General features: G+C 60.3%; 23 protein-coding genes. 8 read left to right on the top strand and 15 right to left on the bottom strand.

The annotated features are described in order from the left end of the window. The first annotated feature begins 3 nt into the window (after positions 1–3). Together M1E05_RS06700 and M1E05_RS06695 are read left to right on the top strand one after the other, a co-directional pair. Positions 4–888 carry a type II secretion system F family protein gene (locus tag M1E05_RS06700; RefSeq protein WP_458111593.1) on the top strand — a complete coding sequence of 295 codons (885 nt, stop codon included), beginning with the start codon at positions 4–6 and terminating at the stop codon, positions 886–888. Between the two features lie 139 nt (positions 889–1,027). Continuing rightward, entirely contained in the window at positions 1,028–1,486 is a 459-nt protein-coding gene (locus tag M1E05_RS06695; protein ID WP_461164806.1) for an Hpt domain-containing protein, read from the top strand. A 4-nt stretch (positions 1,487–1,490) separates the two neighbouring features. Here M1E05_RS06695 and M1E05_RS06690 read toward each other — a convergent pair whose 3' ends face one another. After that, entirely contained in the window at positions 1,491–2,273 is a 783-nt protein-coding gene (locus M1E05_RS06690; protein WP_458111595.1) for a response regulator transcription factor, read from the bottom strand. Between the two features lie 147 nt (positions 2,274–2,420). Between M1E05_RS06690 and M1E05_RS06685 the strand changes: the two genes are divergently transcribed. From M1E05_RS06685 to M1E05_RS06660, 6 genes are all read left to right on the top strand, one after another. Next, a complete protein-coding gene (locus M1E05_RS06685) occupies positions 2,421–4,115 on the top strand; it encodes an ATP-binding protein (protein WP_461164805.1) in 1,695 nt (564 codons plus the stop codon). A 157-nt stretch (positions 4,116–4,272) separates the two neighbouring features. Then, entirely contained in the window at positions 4,273–4,818 is a 546-nt protein-coding gene (locus tag M1E05_RS06680; RefSeq protein WP_461164804.1) for an alternate-type signal peptide domain-containing protein, read from the top strand. Between the two features lie 27 nt (positions 4,819–4,845). After that, positions 4,846–5,397 (top strand): hypothetical protein, encoded by a 552-nt coding sequence (locus tag M1E05_RS06675; RefSeq protein ID WP_461164803.1) that lies wholly within the window; start codon positions 4,846–4,848, stop codon positions 5,395–5,397. Positions 5,398–5,399: 2 nt separating this feature from the next. Continuing rightward, complete coding sequence (locus M1E05_RS06670) at positions 5,400–6,023, top strand: signal peptidase I (RefSeq protein ID WP_461164802.1); 624 nt, start codon at positions 5,400–5,402, stop codon at positions 6,021–6,023. Then, positions 6,020–6,628 carry a SipW-dependent-type signal peptide-containing protein gene (locus tag M1E05_RS06665; RefSeq protein WP_461164801.1) on the top strand — a complete coding sequence of 203 codons (609 nt, stop codon included), beginning with the start codon at positions 6,020–6,022 and terminating at the stop codon, positions 6,626–6,628. The genes M1E05_RS06670 and M1E05_RS06665 overlap by 4 nt, the downstream gene beginning before the upstream one ends. A gap of 6 nt (positions 6,629–6,634) precedes the next feature. After that, a complete protein-coding gene (locus M1E05_RS06660) occupies positions 6,635–7,684 on the top strand; it encodes a signal peptidase I (RefSeq protein ID WP_461164800.1) in 1,050 nt (349 codons plus the stop codon). Between the two features lie 23 nt (positions 7,685–7,707). Here M1E05_RS06660 and M1E05_RS06655 read toward each other — a convergent pair whose 3' ends face one another. From M1E05_RS06655 to secY, 14 genes are all read right to left on the bottom strand, one after another. Then, the gene (locus M1E05_RS06655; protein WP_461164799.1) at positions 7,708–8,598 is read right to left on the bottom strand and encodes a tRNA pseudouridine synthase A; all 891 of its coding nucleotides are present in this window, start codon (positions 8,596–8,598) and stop codon (positions 7,708–7,710) included. Positions 8,599–8,629: 31 nt separating this feature from the next. After that, a complete protein-coding gene (rplQ, locus tag M1E05_RS06650; protein ID WP_461164798.1) occupies positions 8,630–9,238 on the bottom strand; it encodes a 50S ribosomal protein L17 in 609 nt (202 codons plus the stop codon). 76 nt (positions 9,239–9,314) lie between these two features. Beyond that, positions 9,315–10,325: a DNA-directed RNA polymerase subunit alpha gene (locus M1E05_RS06645; protein WP_056626606.1), complete on the bottom strand. Its 1,011-nt coding sequence runs from the start codon at positions 10,323–10,325 to the stop codon at positions 9,315–9,317. Positions 10,326–10,459: 134 nt separating this feature from the next. Further along, positions 10,460–10,861, bottom strand: coding sequence for a 30S ribosomal protein S11 (gene rpsK, locus M1E05_RS06640; protein ID WP_018773682.1), 402 nt, complete (start codon positions 10,859–10,861; stop codon positions 10,460–10,462). Positions 10,862–10,906: 45 nt separating this feature from the next. Further along, positions 10,907–11,284 carry a 30S ribosomal protein S13 gene (gene rpsM, locus M1E05_RS06635; protein WP_011692780.1) on the bottom strand — a complete coding sequence of 126 codons (378 nt, stop codon included), beginning with the start codon at positions 11,282–11,284 and terminating at the stop codon, positions 10,907–10,909. A gap of 182 nt (positions 11,285–11,466) precedes the next feature. Beyond that, positions 11,467–11,580, bottom strand: a complete 114-nt coding sequence (rpmJ, locus tag M1E05_RS06630) for a 50S ribosomal protein L36 (protein ID WP_009358722.1) — start codon at positions 11,578–11,580, stop codon at positions 11,467–11,469. Positions 11,581–11,649: 69 nt separating this feature from the next. Continuing rightward, a complete protein-coding gene (gene infA, locus M1E05_RS06625) occupies positions 11,650–11,871 on the bottom strand; it encodes a translation initiation factor IF-1 (RefSeq protein WP_009358723.1) in 222 nt (73 codons plus the stop codon). 168 nt (positions 11,872–12,039) lie between these two features. Continuing rightward, complete coding sequence (locus M1E05_RS06620) at positions 12,040–13,077, bottom strand: P1 family peptidase (RefSeq protein ID WP_461164797.1); 1,038 nt, start codon at positions 13,075–13,077, stop codon at positions 12,040–12,042. A 26-nt stretch (positions 13,078–13,103) separates the two neighbouring features. Next, positions 13,104–13,655, bottom strand: coding sequence for a hypothetical protein (locus M1E05_RS06615; protein ID WP_461164796.1), 552 nt, complete (start codon positions 13,653–13,655; stop codon positions 13,104–13,106). Continuing rightward, entirely contained in the window at positions 13,643–14,269 is a 627-nt protein-coding gene (locus M1E05_RS06610; RefSeq protein ID WP_461164795.1) for an RNA polymerase sigma factor, read from the bottom strand. The genes M1E05_RS06615 and M1E05_RS06610 overlap by 13 nt, the downstream gene beginning before the upstream one ends. A gap of 4 nt (positions 14,270–14,273) precedes the next feature. Then, the gene (locus M1E05_RS06605) at positions 14,274–14,813 is read right to left on the bottom strand and encodes a hypothetical protein (RefSeq protein ID WP_461164794.1); all 540 of its coding nucleotides are present in this window, start codon (positions 14,811–14,813) and stop codon (positions 14,274–14,276) included. Positions 14,814–14,912: 99 nt separating this feature from the next. Next, the gene (gene map / locus M1E05_RS06600) at positions 14,913–15,740 is read right to left on the bottom strand and encodes a type I methionyl aminopeptidase (RefSeq protein WP_458111609.1); all 828 of its coding nucleotides are present in this window, start codon (positions 15,738–15,740) and stop codon (positions 14,913–14,915) included. A gap of 104 nt (positions 15,741–15,844) precedes the next feature. Continuing rightward, positions 15,845–16,414, bottom strand: a complete 570-nt coding sequence (locus tag M1E05_RS06595) for an adenylate kinase (protein ID WP_458114542.1) — start codon at positions 16,412–16,414, stop codon at positions 15,845–15,847. A 5-nt stretch (positions 16,415–16,419) separates the two neighbouring features. Beyond that, a complete protein-coding gene (secY, locus tag M1E05_RS06590) occupies positions 16,420–17,730 on the bottom strand; it encodes a preprotein translocase subunit SecY (protein WP_458111610.1) in 1,311 nt (436 codons plus the stop codon). Between the last annotated feature and the right edge of the window lie 168 nt (positions 17,731–17,898).

The following is a 17,898-nucleotide window of genomic DNA, read 5'->3' as shown; positions in this document are numbered from 1 at the left end:
ATCATGAACCCTTTGATACTCTCCTCGCTCCTTCTGGTAGCTGTGCCCATCGGCTACCTCACCTGGTCCGTTCTGTCTGTGGATCGCAAAGCCCGGGCCGCCACTGTGGAGATACTCAGCCACGGCAGGCAGGACGTTCAGGCCCCGGAAAAACCCAGCAGCGGCCTTCTATCTTCCATCGGCTACCGCCTCACGCCACCTGCCTACGCCCGTAAGCTCGACCGGCTGCTTTCGCTTGCAGGCAGGCCGCCCGCCTGGCCACTGGGGCGTATCCTTGCGGCTAAGCCGATCCTGGGACTGATGGGGGCGGGAGTGGGGCTCCTGATCAGCACCAGCTCCCCTGCACCCATGATCAAGCTCGTAGGCCTGGTGGTCCTCTTTTTTGGGTACTTCATCCCCGACCTCATGCTGTACAGCAAAGGCAGCGAACGCCAGAAGGTAATGCAGCTCGAATTGGCCAATACAATGGACCAGATGCTCATCGCAGTCGAGGCCGGATTGGGCTTCGAAGGCGCCATGGCCCGAGCCGGAGAGAACGGTAAAGGACCTCTAGCCGAAGAACTGGTCCGCACGCTTCAGGACATGCAGGTGGGGCGGAGCCGCCGGGAATCGTATCTGGCCCTAGCCGAGCGCACCAATCTTCCGGAGCTCCGCAGTTTTGTCCAGGCCATTGTGCAGGCTGATACCTATGGCATTGCCATTAGCCGGGTCCTGAGGGTTCAGGCTAAAGTCATGAGAGTCAAGCGCCGGCAGCGGGCCGAGGAGAAGGCCATGAAGCTTCCGGTCATGATCCTCTTCCCGCTGCTGTTCTTTATCTTTCCCGTGCTGTTCATCGCCATCCTGGGCCCAGCCGTCGTCAACACAGTCATGACTTTCGCGGGCCAATGAACACGGCCGCCATCTACACTTCCGCTAGCCAATGAACGGCGTCAGGGCTAAGCTTTGCGGCTCTCAAGGAAGCCACAATGTTTCCGCAGGATCTGCCGAGGGCGGCCGGTTCCGCCAAACCAGGAAGTAGCCTTAACCCATGTCCATTCCAAGCCCTATGTCCAGCGATGGCGGTGTCAGCCGCTTCTTGCCAGCAGCCCCGCTCGCGCACGCAGGCTTGGCAGCAGACTTCGGAGTCCACGATCTGCTCCTGGTGGACCCCGCGGTATTGAAGGACCTGGAAGACCAATTGGATGGCCGGGCCGTGGCGCTGCGTTTTGTCAGCGACTACACAGACATGTGGGAGCAGCGGTTCCGTCGCCTCGCTGCGGCTGTCGCTGTCCAGGACTCGCCAACAGCTATGGATGCCGTGATCAGCCTGAAGATTGCCTCCGCCATGGTGGGTGGACAGCGACTCGCGTGGCTGGCCGAAAGCCTGGAAAAGCTCATCCGTCGTGAAGACTACACAGCTGCAAATCCCCTCCTGGCAGATATTGCTGAGCATGGAGGGCAAACCATCCGCGAGCTCCGGTTCATGTACCTGGAAGTCGCTGAGTAAGGTTTCAGTTGGACTCATCCGGTTTGGATGGTGCCAGCCGGTAACCTACTCCACGGACCGTCTGGAGCCAGCGTGGTGACTGCGGATCCTCCCTGAGTTTCCGCCGGAGGTTCCCAATATGGACTTCAACTGCCCGCTCGTCGGATTCGCTGATGTACGTATTCTCTTCGTAGTAATCCCCCCGGACGACCCGGACGAGATCCGCCTTCGTGCACACAGCGCCCCCACCGCGGAGCAGCTCGTGCAAAAGGTCGAACTCACTGCGGGTGAGGCCCAAAGCTTCACCGCGGAGCACTACTGAACGGGTTTTACGGTTCAGGTCCAGGCCGTTGTGCCGCAGGACGGCTGTGTCCTGCTGGGCTGCCGGAACTGCCGAAGGTACCGGAGCCGACGGCGGCTGCGCCCCCTCGCCGTGGTATCTGGGCCGGCGCATCATTGCGGCGACCCTGGCCCGCAATTCACGTGGCCGGAAGGGTTTCGCGATGTAGTCGTCGGCTCCCGCGTGAAGCGCCATCAAAACATCAGGCTCTTCTGTTCGGCCCGTTAGCATCACCACATAAGCGTCGCTGAAGTTGCGGATTCTCCGAAGCACCTCAAAGCCGTCAATGTCCGGCAGGCCAACATCAAGCGTCACAACATTGGCTTGATGCTCCCGAACAATTTCAACCCCCTCGCGCCCGTCGGCTGCCGAATGAACTTCAAAGCCGGCTTGCCCCAAAACCGCTTCCAAAAGGTTACGCATGTCGGCGTCGTCTTCGATTACGACGGCCACCCCAAGATCGTTCATTTGTTACCCCATGTCCGGTGAATTCCCTCATCTGCCCAGCGCCAATGCGGCATTCACTGCAACACTATCCACGCTACAAGGCTCAATGTCACTTAGCACTACTTTTTTTCATCACGAATGGGCCAGTGTGATTTATCATGACAGCAAATGCAAAATACAGAATCCAGCGACAGCTTTATTGCGCGGACCATCGACCGGTACTTCCGTAGGGTGGGAACTCGTGCCCAAGTAGCACTGTGCCAATTGCCGCTGACGCTGATTATCGGCATATTGGTCGTGGCAGCCCCTGCTGTCTGGGCCGGCGTGTTGAGCAGCCAGCTATTTATGGTGTCCCTTTTGATGCACGCCGCAATATTTGCGAGTTGCCTTCTCATCCCATGGGAAAAACTGGGCCCCCAAGCGCCGCTGTTCATCCCCATCCTGGACCTTATCGCCATCGGATTAAGCCGCAACGGAGCTGGCGCGAGTTTACAGGGCCTGGGTGTCCTGGCGATATTCCCGGTTATCTGGCTCTCCGCGGCCAGCGTTTCGGCCAGAACCAGCATCACTTTGAGCTTTTTCGGGCCATTGATGATCTCGCTGCCTTCTCTGTTGGCGAAGATTCCAAATATCACTCCAGCTGACATTATGACCGCACTGTTCTTGCCGTTTATGATGCTGGCCGTTTCCCTTGCCCTACGTTTTGCCAGTGTCAGTATGAGGCGCCAGCAGCGGCAGCTTGAAGGGCAGGACGCTGAAATGCGGGCGTTGCTTACAGAAAGCAAAGAACGCGAACGGCTGCTACACACGGTGTTGGATACCGTCGACGTTGGAATCATTGCTGTGGATTCCGCAGGCAAACTACTGCTGGTAAATCACCAGCAGAGCCTCTTTGAGTCCAGAGAGCATCCCAGCGAAGCAGAAGGTGCCGCAGGTTCTGAAGGGGAACACCCTTTGCTTTTAAGCCAGGATCGAAAAACGCCCCTCCCTCCCGATCGGCACCCCGTGCAACGGGCTATTAGGGGCGAGACGTTCGCAGATCACCTCGTGTGGTTGGAAGATGGATCACGTCAGCGGGCGGTCTCCACTGCCGCGCGCGCTATGCGCAACGACGACGGCGACTTTGACGGCGCCGTCGTCGTGTTTAACGACGTCACGGGTCTTGTGGAAGCCATTGCTTCCAAAGACGAGTTTGTAGCCAACGTTTCCCACGAGTTCCGTACCCCGCTGAATGCCATCATTGGCAATCTGGATCTTGTCCTGGACGACGACCAGGCGCTTCCTCCTTCAGCAGTGGGGCGTCTGGAAGTGGCTCAGCGAAATGCTGAACGTCTGCTGGCGCTGGTGTCCGATCTTCTGGTTTCTGCTTCCACGGCTGCGCACATCTATCCGAAGCGGACGGATTTGGCAGGGCTGGTGGAGACCAGCATCGGCTCGGCACATCTTCAAGCCGAACGCTCCCGGGTTGAATTGGATACGGATGTTCCGGCCCCTCTCTGGGTGCAGGTGGACCCCCTGCGGATCGGCCAGGCGCTGGACAATCTGGTTTCCAACGCCATCAAGTATTCCCCTGATGGAGGCCACGTAAAGGTTTCCGCGCGCGCCGAACACGGTTGGGTGCGGCTGCAAGTCCAGGATGCTGGAATGGGCATGACGGAAGCCGAAACGTCACGGATCTTCACCAGGTTTTACCGGAGCGCTGCCGCGAAGGAAGCCCGGATTCCCGGCGTGGGATTGGGCTTGTCAATCACCAAGGCCATAGTGGAGCGTCATGGCGGGGCGATTTCCTGCACCAGCCAACCAGGCGGCGGCAGCACATTTACGGTCGCGCTCCCGGCTGACGGTCCCCCGCCGCAGGCCTAAATCCAGGTCGTTTTGACCAACTCTTGAGCATTCCTGCGTCAATGCTAGGAAGAACTCAATCGCTCCTTGAGTCGAGATCGCAACAATTATTGCAACGGGACGCTCAGGTCCCGGCAGTAAGTTCTCAGCAGTAAATAGGTCTCAGGGGGGACACAAAATGAACAAAGCAACAAAAGGCGCAATAGCGGCCGGCGCAGCAGGCATCCTGCTCCTGGGGGGAGCAGGTACCTTCGCACTCTGGGAGGACACTGACTCCGTTGACCCGGCCTCAATATCAACAGGTGTACTCACCATGGCCGTCGGCGCCGGCAGCTGGTACGACGCAACTGCCGGAACAACCGGAACAATCACCAACATCGCCGACTTCGACATCGTTCCCGGCGACACCATCACTTACACCACGCCCGTAACCATCACGGCCGAAGGCGACAACCTGGACGGCGAGTTCAAAATCCTCAAAACTGCCTTCGAGACATCGGCAGAGACGGCCGCGCCGTACCTCAACGTCACCGTGGCTTCCAACGCCGCAACAGTCCCGGGGCTTGTCGTCAACGGAACAACCGGAGCGATTACCTTCGCTTCAGCGGGAACCTACAGCGTGAATGTCACAGTCACCGTGGTATTCGAAAACGTTACGGGCGTAATCGGCCAGAACGCAGATATCGACCTCACCGCACTTGCCCTCAAGCTCGAGCAGGCTTAGCAGCTCCTGCTGTTGCCGGGGAACACAATGAAAAACGTACTGTGGCTGATTCTCGCCGGGATGGTGGTGCTTGTCTTGTTGGTTTCGACCAGCACCACCGGAGCCCTCTGGCACGATCAGTCCACAGTCGACGCCGGCTCCGTTTCCTCGGGCAGCCTTGTGCTGCAGGTTGGCGGTCAGGAAGCATACGTGTTCACCGCTTTGACAGCCAGCAACCTCGTCCCGGGACAGTCCGTCCGGGCACCGCTCAGCATCAGCAACGGCGGAAGCACGGACATGGTCTACGGTCTCAGTGCCGTTACCACCGCAGCTGCTGGCCCGGCTGACGAAACGCTGGCCGCCTGGCTTCGCCTAACCGTCACGGCTGATGCAGCTTGCGAGGTTCCACAAACCCAGGACGTGGGCCTTCCTTTCAAAGATCCGCTGGATGGGACGGCGACATTCACCGGAAGGGAACTGGCGCCGTCGTCGTTCGAAACTCTCTGTATTGAAGTCGAACTCGACGCCAATGCACCAATCGCTGCCGCCTCAGGTTCGACGACGGCGACGTTCACTTTCAGGGGTGACCAGAAACTATGACCATGACTCAGCCCTCGGGATCCCAGAAAACTTCGGCATCCCAATCGACGTCGGCGGCCCGGCCAACGGGTCCATTGTGGTGGATCCTGCAGACCGCGTCGTGGATGCTCCTGCTGACCATCGTGACCCTGCTCGTGGCCATGATCGGCCTTCCTCGGGCAACAGGGGCAACGCCGTACACCGTGCTGACGGGATCTATGCGGCCCACGATGCCGCCAGGTAGCTTGGTGGTCACCAAGCCGGTCGAAGCCAGCGAGCTGAAGGTCGGCGACGCCATCACCTACCAAATCCGTTCAGGTGAGCCCGAGGTCGTCACCCACCGGATAATTTCGTTGTCGCAGACACTGGGCGGAGAAACCCTCTTCACCACGCAGGGGGACGCCAACCCGCACCCGGACGAGAAGCCAGTCAAGGCCGGCCAGATCCGCGGCGTGGTCTGGTACAGCATTCCGTTTGCAGGCTATCTGAACTCGCTGCTGACGGGCGAGCAGCGCATCTGGGGTGTAGGATCCGCAGTGATTCTCCTCCTTGGCTATGCCGTCTTCATGGGTGTAGGTGCGATGATGGACGCACGGAAGGCCGTGCGGAAGTCGGGGGGCGCACGCGCCAAGGTGCAGGCATCATGAGATCCGAAATCCCCCGGTTGGGGAGTCGGGGAGAAATGGAATCTGCCGAACGAAGTGTCCGTATCCGCGCGCTGCTGGCCGCTGGAATGGTCCTGGGTCTGGGCGCCGTTGGCACCCTCGCCGCTTGGACCGATGAGTCCACGGCCACCGCCACCTTCAGTGCAGGAACACTGGATCTTAAATTAGGTACTGCCCCGGAAGGTCCCTTTACGGATTCGGTGGCACTAACAACCCTGGACATGGCGTCAATGTACCCGGGCGCGAGCAAAACCGGGATGATCTCAGTCTCTAACTCCGGCACCGTGCCGCTCGCCTACACCCTGGCCGGAGCAGCTAGCGGTGAACTTGGAGCGGCGCTGAAAGTCAGCGTTTATGTGGGTGGGACGGCCACTAACGTTGCTTCGACCGGGACCTGCAGCGGTACCTTGCTGGGAACTGCGGACCTGCCCCTCGCCGGGACGCTCATTTCCTCTGCCCGAACGCTGCCCGCTGCGAGCACCGAAAGCCTTTGCCTGCTGGTGAAATTGCCGGCGACCGCAGCTAACAGTCTTCAGGGCACCACCACAACAGCCAACTTTACGTTTACCGGCAGCATGGGGAGCTAAAGGGCCATGCGCAACCTCTCGCGGTTAGAGAACAATCTGCTCACCCTCGGAGCGGTCCTCGGAACCCTTTGCCTCCTGGCAGCACTAGCGGGGATGATGCTGGGAGCAAAGCCGTTGATTTTCCGTTCGGGATCAATGTCACCCGCCATTGCAACCGGCGCCCTCGGGATCAGCTTCCCGGTGGATGCGCAGGAGATCAGAACCGGCGACATCATCAGTGCCGAAAACTCGGGAGGTGTCCGTATTACTCACCGGGTTGTGGGCACGGACGTAGCAAACGGGGCAGCAACCCTGATTTTAAAGGGCGATGCCAACGCCGTCGCCGATCCCGAACCATACGTTCTTCGGACGGCAGACCGGGTGGTGTTCTCCTTGCCGCTTCTGGGCTATGGAGTAGCCTGGCTCAGCAGCCCTGCAGCGATGTTTGTCGGCGGCCTCTTCACCGCTTTCCTCCTGTATCTGGCCTTTGGATCGGCCAGAACGAACGGTGCCAACAAGGGGCCTAAGAACCACGACGACGGCCCGGGTTCAGAACCGGTCACACCTCAAACTGCAAGTTCCAAACCTGGCAAGGCCCGCCACAGCAGCAAGCGCATGGCAATAACCACGGTGACCAGTCTCGCGTTGGTGGCGGCAGGTGCCCTTCAGACCGGCACCCCCAGCCAAGCCGCCTTTATGGACACTGCCTCGGCCTCAGCCGGCTTTACAGCTACATCTCTGCAGGCCCCAACGCTGGCCTGTACGAATTCTGGCAACTATGACGTGACACTGACGCTGACTCATCCTGGAGGTCCCGCTACCCTCTACGAACTCAACTCGGCGGTGCCCGCCAGGACCTGGACCACCGGAACCTGGTCAGCGGGCGCCTCGGTCAACTTCCTTGTAGACGCTGACCATTCGGCTTTCACTTTCAATCAAACAACAAACGTAACCTTCAGGGGACTTTCCAAAGTCGGCCTCTGGACGTCGCCAGCCGCCACGAAAGCGGTCACCTACACGCCGGAGTCGACCGTGGTGATTATCGGCTTGACTCCGGCAAAGCTACGCTGTGCCTAGGTTTCTTTCGCCAAGCCCTACAGCTAGTTCCGCAACGCCCGGGTAAGTTCCGCGCGGGCCAGCAGTTCGCTGTCCGAGGGATAGGCGACTTCCTCCAGGACGAGCGGATGCGGGGCGGCCAAGACAGACCTGGCATCACGCTTCTGCAGCAGCAGCCGCTCATGCAGCCACCCCGGCGACTCGGCGCCTTCGCCCACGTAGAGCGCAGATCCGATCAAGGCACGCACCATGTTGTGGCAGAAAGCGTCAGCCTGGACTGTTGCCACAACGACGCCGTCGGTCCCCCGGGCGAATTCGAACCGCTGGAGCTCCCGGATGGTGGTGGAACCTTCCCGGGGTTTGCAATAAGAGAGGAAGTTCTGCAGGCCCATAAGTTTGGAGGCGCCCTCGTTCATCAGAGTCACGTCCAACGGCGCCTTGTGCCACAAGGTGGAGTACCTGCCCAGCGGATCCCACAGTGCCGGACCATCGGCGATGCGGTAGCTGTAGCGCCTCCACAGGGCAGAAAAGCGGGCATCAAAACCCTCTGGGGCCAATGCCACCCGGTGGACTTCGACAGCCCCCGTGAGGTCACCCAAGCCCCTGCTGAGGGAACCGCGCAGGCGGCGGAGAAGGGCGACGGCGGGATCAAGTTCGGCGCCCCGGTTCAGCCCCAGCCACTCAGCCCGGGTGAGGTCCAGATGCACCACCTGACCGCGGGCGTGCACTCCGGCGTCAGTCCGTCCGGCAACTGTCACCCGTACCGGCCGCCGGATCAGCAGCGCCAAAGCCTCCTCGAGGACGCCTTGGACGGTCCGCAAACCGGGCTGTACTGCCCAGCCGCTGAACGGCCCGCCGTCGTACGCCAGATCGAGCCGGATACGCAAAAACCCGCCGTCCCCCAAGACGGGGGCAGCGGGTTTTTGGTCGTTCATAGACTTAAGTCTAAGCCAAGGTTTTAGCGAATTACTTCGCGTCCTTTTCCTCAGCGGCAGGCTCTTCAGCAGCTTCCTCAGAGGCAGCAGCCTCTTCGGTCTCAGCAGCTTCAGCAGCCTCGGCCTCAGCGGCAGGAGCCTCTTCGGTCTCAGCAGCTTCGGTCTCAACAACCTCAGCCTCAGCAGCTTCTTCAGCAACCGGAGCAGCAGCTGCTTCCTTCTTGTCGGCGTCGCGCTTGGCGGCGTTGGTAGCCTCGGCTACGACGGCCTGCTTTGCGGAAACCGGCTCAAGAACGAGCTCGATGACAGCCATGGGAGCGTTGTCGCCCTTGCGGTTGCCGATCTTGGTGATGCGGGTGTAGCCGCCATCGCGGTTCTCCACAGCCTTGGCGATGTCGGTGAACAGCTCGTGGACGACGCCCTTGTTGCTGATCAGGCCGAGTACACGACGGCGGGAAGCGAGGTCACCACGCTTGGCGAAAGTCACCAGGCGCTCGGCGTACGGCTTCAGGCGCTTGGCCTTTGTCACCGTGGTGGTGATCCGCTTGTGCTCGAACAGTGCTGCTGCCAGGTTCGCGAGCATAAGACGCTCGTGAGCCGGGCCGCCTCCGAGGCGCGGACCCTTAGTGGGGGTAGGCATTATTGTTTCTCCTCATATGAAAGCCAGTGGGCCGAGCACAACGTGGTGCGCCGGCCCGCTGGCCAAGATCTGCTTGTTAGAGCTCGTCGTCGCTGAACGCGGCGTCGTCCTCTTCGATGGCTGCGGCGCGGGCTGCAAGGTCGAAACCGGGAGGCGAGTCCTTGAGGGACAGGCCCAGTTCAACCAGCTTTGCCTTGACCTCATCGATGGACTTGGCACCGAAGTTACGGATGTCCATCAGGTCAGCCTCGGAGCGGGCAACGAGTTCACCCACGGTGTGGATGCCCTCACGCTTGAGGCAGTTGTAGGAACGGACGGTGAGGTCCAGATCCTCGATCGGCAGGGCCATGTCTGCTGCCAGGGCAGCATCCGTCGGCGACGGGCCAATCTCGATACCTTCAGCTGCGGTGTTCAGCTCGCGGGCCAGACCGAACAGTTCCACCAAGGTGGTGCCTGCGGAAGCAACGGCGTCGCGGGGAGCGATTGCCTGCTTGGTCTCGACGTCGACAATCAGCTTGTCGAAGTCAGTGCGCTGCTCAACACGGGTGGCTTCCACGCGGAAAGTAACCTTCAGCACCGGCGAGTAGATCGAGTCGACCGGGATACGGCCAATCTCGGCGTCGCCGGACTTGTTCTGAGCTGCCGAAACGTAGCCGCGGCCGCGCTCGATGGTGAGTTCGAGCTCGAACTTGCCCTTCGAGTTAAGCGTGGCGATGTGCAGATCCGGGTTGTGGAATTCGACGCCGGCCGGCGGAGCGATATCCGCGGCGGTGACGACTCCCGGGCCCTGCTTGCGCAGGTAAGCAACAACCGGCTCATCGTGCTCGGAGGACACGGAAAGGTTCTTGATGTTCAGGATGATCTCGGTGACATCTTCCTTGACACCCGGAACCGTGGTGAACTCGTGCAGCACGCCATCGATCCGGATGCTGGTGACAGCAGCGCCGGGGATGGAGGAGAGCAGGGTACGGCGGAGGGAGTTTCCGAGGGTGTATCCAAAGCCCGGCTCCAGCGGTTCAATGATGAAGCGGGAGCGGTTATCGGAGACGACCTCTTCGGAGAGGGTGGGGCGCTGTGCAATGAGCACTTAGGTTTCCTTTCGGCGAGCATCCGCTATATGACGCAACACAGGTGGTGGAAAGTTCGGTCTAAAGACTTAAAGCGGGCGGGCTTGCCCGGACCTGTTACGGTCCGGGCAAGCTCACGCTGCTGGGAAGAGCCTTAGACGCGGCGGCGCTTCGGCGGACGGCAACCGTTGTGGGCGCTGGGGGTTACGTCCTGGATGGACCCAACCTCGAGGCCAGCGGCCTGCAGTGAACGGATAGCGGTCTCGCGTCCGGATCCCGGTCCCTTGACGAAAACGTCAACCTTGCGCATGCCGTGCTCCTGTGCACGCTTTGCAGCAGCTTCGGCAGCCATCTGGGCAGCGAACGGGGTGGACTTACGTGAGCCCTTGAATCCAACCTCACCGGACGAAGCCCAGGAGATGACAGCACCGTTCGGGTCCGTGATGGACACGATGGTGTTGTTAAAGGTGCTCTTGATGTGCGCCTGGCCAAGCGCGATATTCTTCTTGTCCTTCTTACGCGGCTTGCGAACCGCGCCACGAGTCTTCGGGGGCATTATTTCTCCTACAGAAAGTTTATTGGGGAAAGTCAGCAGCTATTTCTAGCGGCCGGCTTTCTTCTTGCCGGCGACGGTACGCTTCGGGCCCTTGCGGGTACGTGCGTTGGTCTTCGTACGCTGTCCGCGTACGGGCAGGCCCTTGCGGTGGCGCAGGCCTTCGTAGCTGCCGATTTCAACCTTGCGGCGAATGTCAGCTGCTACTTCGCGGCGAAGGTCACCCTCAACCTTGTAGTTGCCTTCAATGTAGTCACGCAGCTCAACCAGCTGCGCATCCGTCAGGTCCTTGACCCGAACGTCAGCGCTGATGCCGGTAGCAGCCAGGGTTTCGTGTGCACGGGTCTTGCCCACGCCGTAGATGTAAGTAAGCGCAATTTCCAGCCGCTTTTCGCGGGGAATGTCTACGCCAGCGAGACGAGCCATAGTGGCAGTGCTCCTTGAATAAACCGGAGGTCGTAGGCAGTACACCCGCACGTTCTGTGCGGCCCCAGCCTCCGACCGGGGGTTAACTGTCCAGGCTCGTTATTACTCGATGTCCCGGTTCAGCTTGTGCTGCCTTTTATTTACTTGCGTGGGTTAGCAACCCAGGGATTTCCAGAAGGAAATTAGCCCTGGCGCTGCTTGTGGCGCGGGTTCTCGCAGATCACCATGACCCGGCCATTACGGCGGATCACTTTGCACTTTTCGCAGATCTGCTTGACGCTCGGCTTGACCTTCATGGCGTTCCTTTGCGTGTTGCAGTTGGACCACTGGAGCGGCTTCCAGCTGATGCCGTTGCCGCCCAGAGCTTATTTGTAGCGGTAGACAATACGACCACGTGTCAGGTCATAAGGGCTCAGCTCCACCACTACCCGGTCCTCAGGGAGAATCCTGATGTAGTGCTGACGCATTTTTCCAGAGATATGTGCAAGTACGATGTGCTTGTTGGTGAGCTCAACACGAAACATCGCATTGGGCAGCGCCTCAGTCACAACGCCTTCGATCTCTATGACCCCGTCCTTCTTGGCCATATCCTCCGCTAACTGTTGTTGCCACAGCCCTCCGGAATGCACCGGGCATGACTGTGAACGTTTTTTGATTGATTGGCCATCGCCTAGCGACCGCAAAAGGGCGCAACAGGGCAGACAACCAACAGACAACACTACGCCATGATGGCGCAAATGTTAAATCCTGCCATGTTAGCGCACGGTGCCCCTAAATGCAGCAAATTCCCCCGCCGGGGTGCTGACACTCTCCGCGTTGGTGACCCCGTCCATGATGGCCAGATGCACCACGTCGGCTGCCGCGCTTTGCAGCTTGATAAGACTCAACATCCGGGCCTCCGCACTGCTCCGATCCAGCTGAACGGCGCCGGTCGCCAGGGTGAACACGGTGTCGCCGTCGGCCAAAGTGTGGCTCGGATTCAACGCCCGCGCGATCCCCGCATGAGCCGCCGACGCCGTCCGCTTGCACTCAGCCTTGTCCAGGACCGCATTCGTGGCGACGACGACGAGCGTTGTGTTGAGTTGTTGCGGTTCTACCGCTGCCGGAGCCACAACCCTCGGCGTGCTCGCTCGTTCCTCGCTTAGACGCACGCTGCCGGGTTCCACCCGCTGCTCCGATGTGGCAGCCTCACCGACCGTATCGCCTGCTGGAAAGGGCAGTCCCAGCGCGTTGACCACCACTATGGCGCCGACAACGACAGGTCCCTCAGCAGAGATGCCGTCCAGGGTAATTGAGGCCGTGCCTACTCCGCCTTTGTAGGTTCGGGCCATGGCTGCTCCGGTGCCGGCTCCCACATTGCCGCGTTCGACGTCGTGCCTGTCCTTCTGGGCGAAGGCGACGGCAGTGGCTTCGTAACCCATGCCCTGATCCGGGCGGGCAGCGAAGTCTCCTCCCCTGCCGAGGTCGAAGATGGCTGCGGCCGGGACGATGGGAACAACTCCGCCGGGAACTTCAAAGCCCCGGCCGTTCTCCTCGCACCAACGCTGGGCGCCATGGGCTGCCACGAGTCCGTACGCACTGCCGCCTGCCAGGACCACCGCATCAACGAAGGAGGTCAGCGTGGTGGGATCCAATGCATCGGTTTCGTGGGTGCCCGGCCCGCCGCCTTGGACGTGAACGGAGCCGACAGTCCTGGGCGGCGGCAGGACGACTGTCACCCCGCTCAACCACCCGTCATCGGACTTTTGGACCTGGCCTACCCGGATACCTGTGACCTCAGTGATCGCTCCCATGGCTCCATTGTGGTGCACGTGTGCCGTTATTTACCTTGCTGCTCCCGCAGCATCTTCTCGACATCGAGGGTCGCGGGGCGCATGCCCACTTCGGGACAGAATTCCTCAGTTGATATCGGGACGTCTCCCGGGGCAGGCAGTACCGCGTACCGCCAGTCATCCCGGATGCACTTGACCAGCACAGGCACTTTTGACGGCGCCGGAGGTGCGGCTGCAGGCGGCTTCGGTGTGGGCCGAACGGTGGCTCCGGGCTGGATTCTGCCCTCGAGCCACAGTGAACTGCAGAGCTCTACAGGATCGACGGCCTCGGTGTTGTCCCCGGGTCCTCCCACCGCCAGAGCCACCTCTTCAGCGTAGGTGTTGGCGGAGGGACCCGAATAACAGAAAGCAGTGTATTTTGCCTGTTCCGGCGTCACATTGAAGATATAGAAACCAGCAGTCGCAGCAGCGAGGATCACGGGCGTCATGACCGCCGCGCTGATGCGGCGGCTGCGCTGCCGCCGCCGGCGCAAATCGGCGCTGATCCTGTTGGTGAGCGCGGCACGTACCCGCTCACGGCTTTCACTCAGATCCTCCATTTTTGAGTCACCTCCTCCCCCTGGGTCTCGTTAAACAGCTCTTTTAGTTTGGAACGCATCCGCAGAACGCGGTTCTTTACGGCGGCAGTGGTAATCCCTGTAGCTGCGGCAATCTGGGCGTGAGGCACATCGCCCAGGAAGAACATCCGGAAAACGGCCTGGTCCTGGACAGACATAGTTGCGACGACGGCCATTACCTGCGAGATCTGGTCATTGGTAACCACAATGCTCTCAGCAGAGACGGCCACCAATGCCTTACTGGCGTCCAGCTCATCAATGTCAGCTGTGGGCTGGTTCCCGTGTTTCCGGTTGTGGTTGTAGCTCAGGAACTTGGCTGTGGAAAAAATCCAGGGGCGCAGCGAACCGTTGACAAGGCTCACAGTCTTTGCCTTCTCCCACAGCAGGAAAAACGTCTCCTGGGCGAGTTCTTCTGCGGCGGGGATACTGCCTGTCATCTTCACGAGGTATCGCAAAACGCCATCGGCATACCGGTCATAGACCTCGGCAAACGCGTTCTCATCACGCTTTACAAGCCCTTTGAGCAAGAGTGCTTCGTTATCAGGGTCGTCCGCCCCGACGCCGTTGCCGGTCCCGGACCTGAAAAAACCGGCCACTTACCTAGGGCGAAAAGCTGATGGACGACGTGCGATCGTTCATGGTGCCAACCCACGATGAGGATGCGTACCAGCCGTAACCGGCCCCTGTACCGTTTGAATGCTCGTGGAGGTACAAGCGGCAGCCTGATCCGCCGATAAAGGAGGAAAGACGGTCATTCCAACCCGTCCAGGTCAGGTCAATAAAATCCCTGTAGCCGGACCAGCACGAATTCCCGACGATGTTCAAATAGCCGCCGCCGTAACCGGAGTTGTCATAGATGGTGCCGATGACAGACGCCGACTGAGCGGTTGGGGTTGATTCGGACTGGAGCCCGAGCCCTTCCGTACCTTTAGCCGTTTTTCCCGTATCCACGCCGGAAAGCTCCAGCGATCGGTTGAGCTCTTCAGGTGTGTCATGGCATTGAAGCTTCTGCTTGGTGACGTCCGCTGAGCAGTATCTGGCAGCGGATGCAGGATTCTTCGCTGCCGTCATGGTTGCTGCAAGGGAAAAGCAAGCGCCAAGTGCCAGGACAGCCTTCAATGAACCGCGACGAACAGACATGTCCCCAGTTTACCCATGGGCCCCCTCCCCCTTTTGCCGCCGCGCATTTGAACGGCCGGCTATTGGGTTAATGTCCCTGTAGGGGAAGAAGTCTCAGGATCAGGGAATCGGGGTAGGAACTACTCCCAGCGGTGCCAGGCGCTCCGCGCCGCCATCGGGAGCGGAAAGAACCCAGATCCCCTTACTGTGGACTGCAACGGAGTGCTCCCATTGGCAGGAACGCTGGCCGTCGGTGGTGACCACGGTCCAGTCGTCGTCGAGCACCGCGGTGTCAATTCCGCCTCGGACGAGCATCGGCTCGATGGCCAAGCAGAGACCCGGGCGGATCTTCGGCCCCCGGTGACCCGTCCTGTAGTTGGGCACGTCCGGCGCCATGTGCATCTCAGAGCCGATGCCGTGACCCACGTAGTCTTCCAGGATTCCGAGCGGTTTGCCCGGCACAGATGAGACGTAGTCATCCACTGCGGCGCCTATGTCACCGACGTACTTTCCAGTGGCAAGCGCTGCTATCCCGTGCCACATGGCTGTCTCAGTCACGTCCGAGAGGCGCTGATCGGCGGGATCGGCCGTGCCGACAATGACGGTCCGTGCAGAATCGGAATGCCACCCGTCAACGATGGCACCGCCGTCGATTGAGAGAATATCTCCGTCCCGCAAGATCCGGCTGCCCGGGATTCCGTGCACCACTTCCTCATTGACGGAGGTGCAAATGGTGGCCGGGAACCCGTGATAGCCCAGGAAATTTGACTTGGCACCGGAGTCGCTGAGGACAGCGGCGAATACCTCGTCCAGCTCCTTGGTGGTGGTGCCGGCAGTGGCAGCGGCGGCAGCGGCATCGAGGGCGCGACTCAGAACAAGCCCTGCCTTGTGCATGGTGCGTATCTGGGCGTCGGTCTTGTACTCAATACGGGGCTGGCCGAAGGCCATCTTCCGATCCTTTCAGAGGGTCTGCAAGCTGTTGGGGATGCGCTTGGGGTAAATGGGTGAGGCTCCTCCCGATAACCGGGAGGAGCCTCGTAAAGCTGGGCTGATCAGGCCGCCTGGGCAGTCTTGATGGCCTGCATCACGCGGTCCGTCACTTCGTCGATGGCGCCGATGCCGTCGACCTGAGTGAGAATGCCGCGCTCCGCATACTTCGCCACAACGGCTTCAGTCTGCTCGTGGTAGAGGTCCAGGCGGTGTCGGATGACGGCTTCATTGTCGTCACTGCGGCCGTTCTCCTTGGCGCGTCCCAGGAGGCGGGTAACCAGCTCCTCGTCGTCCGCGGTCAGCTGGAGCACGACGTCGAGCTTCTGCTCACCGTCCGCGAGGATCTGGTCCAGGTAGTCGACCTGCGCCGTGGTGCGCGGGTAGCCGTCCAGGAGGAAGCCGGCGTCGACGTCGCCTTCGCTGAGGCGGTCGCGCACCATTTTGTTGGTGACGCTGTCCGGAACAAAATCTCCGGCGTCCATGTACTTCTTGGCCTCGAGTCCCAACGGAGTCTCACCCTTGACGTTGGCGCGGAAGATATCGCCGGTGGAGATCGCTACGACGCCGAGCCGCTCCGAAATACGTTCCGCCTGCGTTCCTTTGCCGGAGCCAGGAGGTCCGATAATCAACATTCTGGTCATCGTAAGAGCCCTTCATAGTGACGTTGCTGTAGCTGCGCATCAATCTGCTTGACCGTTTCAAGGCCTACGCCCACCATGATCAGGATCGAGGTGCCACCGAACGGGAAGTTCTGGTTGGCGTTGATCAGGACCAGGGCCACCAGCGGAATCAGTGCGACGAAGCCCAGGTAGAGGGCTCCGGGCAATGTGATCCGTGAGAGGACGTACTGCAGGTAATCCGCGGTTGGCTTGCCGGCCCGGATGCCGGGAATGAAGCCACCGTACTTCTTCATGTTGTCCGAGACCTCTTCAGGGTTGAAGGTGATCGCGACATAGAAGTAAGTAAAGAAAACGATCATGGCGAAGTAGAGCGCCATGTAGATGGGGTGGTCCCCGCGTGTGAGGTTGTTGTTGATCCATTCAACCCACGGCTGGACGGGTTCGCCCGCCCGGGGCTGGTTGAACTGGGAGATCAGGCCCGGCAGGTACAGCATAGAGGAAGCGAAGATAACGGGCACGACGCCGGCCATGTTCACCTTGATGGGGATGTACGTGCTGGTTCCGCCCACAGTTCGGCGGCCGATCATACGCTTCGCGTATTGCACGGGGACGCGCCGCTGGGACTGCTCCACGAACACGACAAGCGCAACGGTCAGAAGGCCGATCGCGATCACCATAAAGAACGTTCCCGGGCCCTGTGACGTCCAGATGGCGCCAAGAGAGGTGGGGAAGCCGGCGGCGATCGACGTGAAGATCAGGAGGGACATACCGTTGCCGACACCCTTTTCAGTCACCAGTTCACCCATCCACATGATCAGGCCGGTACCGGCCGTCAGCGTGATGATGAGGAGGATGGTGGTAATGACGCTGTCATCAGGAATAATCGGAAGGTTGCAGCCCGGCAGCAGCTGGCCGGAACGGGCCAACGACACCAGCGTCGTGGCGTTCAGCAGGCCAAGGGCGATAGTCAGGTAACGCGTGTACTGCGTCAGCTTCGACTGGCCAGAGGCGCCCTCTTCATACAGCTGCTGGAAACGGGGAATGACCACCCGCAGGAGCTGCACAATGATGCTTGCCGTGATGTACGGCATGATCCCCAAGGCGAAGATGGACACTTGCAGCAGGGCACCGCCACTGAACAAGTTGACGAGCTGGTAGATACCGCCCGTGGTCTGACCTGTCGACAAGCATTGCTGGACATTCTGGTAGTTCACACCAGGCGAGGGGATGAAAGCGCCCAAGCGGAAGATTGTGATGATTCCCAGCGTGAACAACAACTTGCGTCGCAGATCAGGCGTGCGAAAGGCCCGGCCAAATGCGCTAAGCAAGCGTCCTCCTGAGTTGTTTAATGAAGTCATGTGAGCAGGGTCAATAAACCCAACAACCGAGTCTAACGGGTGGATGCGCTCCGCCGATAATCGGTGAGGCCCCAAAAATGAAAAAACTCCCGGTCGACGAGGCCTGAGCCCCGGCAACCGGGAGTTTTTTCGCAATAG

Source organism: Arthrobacter sp. R4-81, from assembly GCF_054792365.1.
Note: the sequence above shows the minus strand (reverse complement) of the source record. Positions and strands in the feature narration are given on the sequence as shown.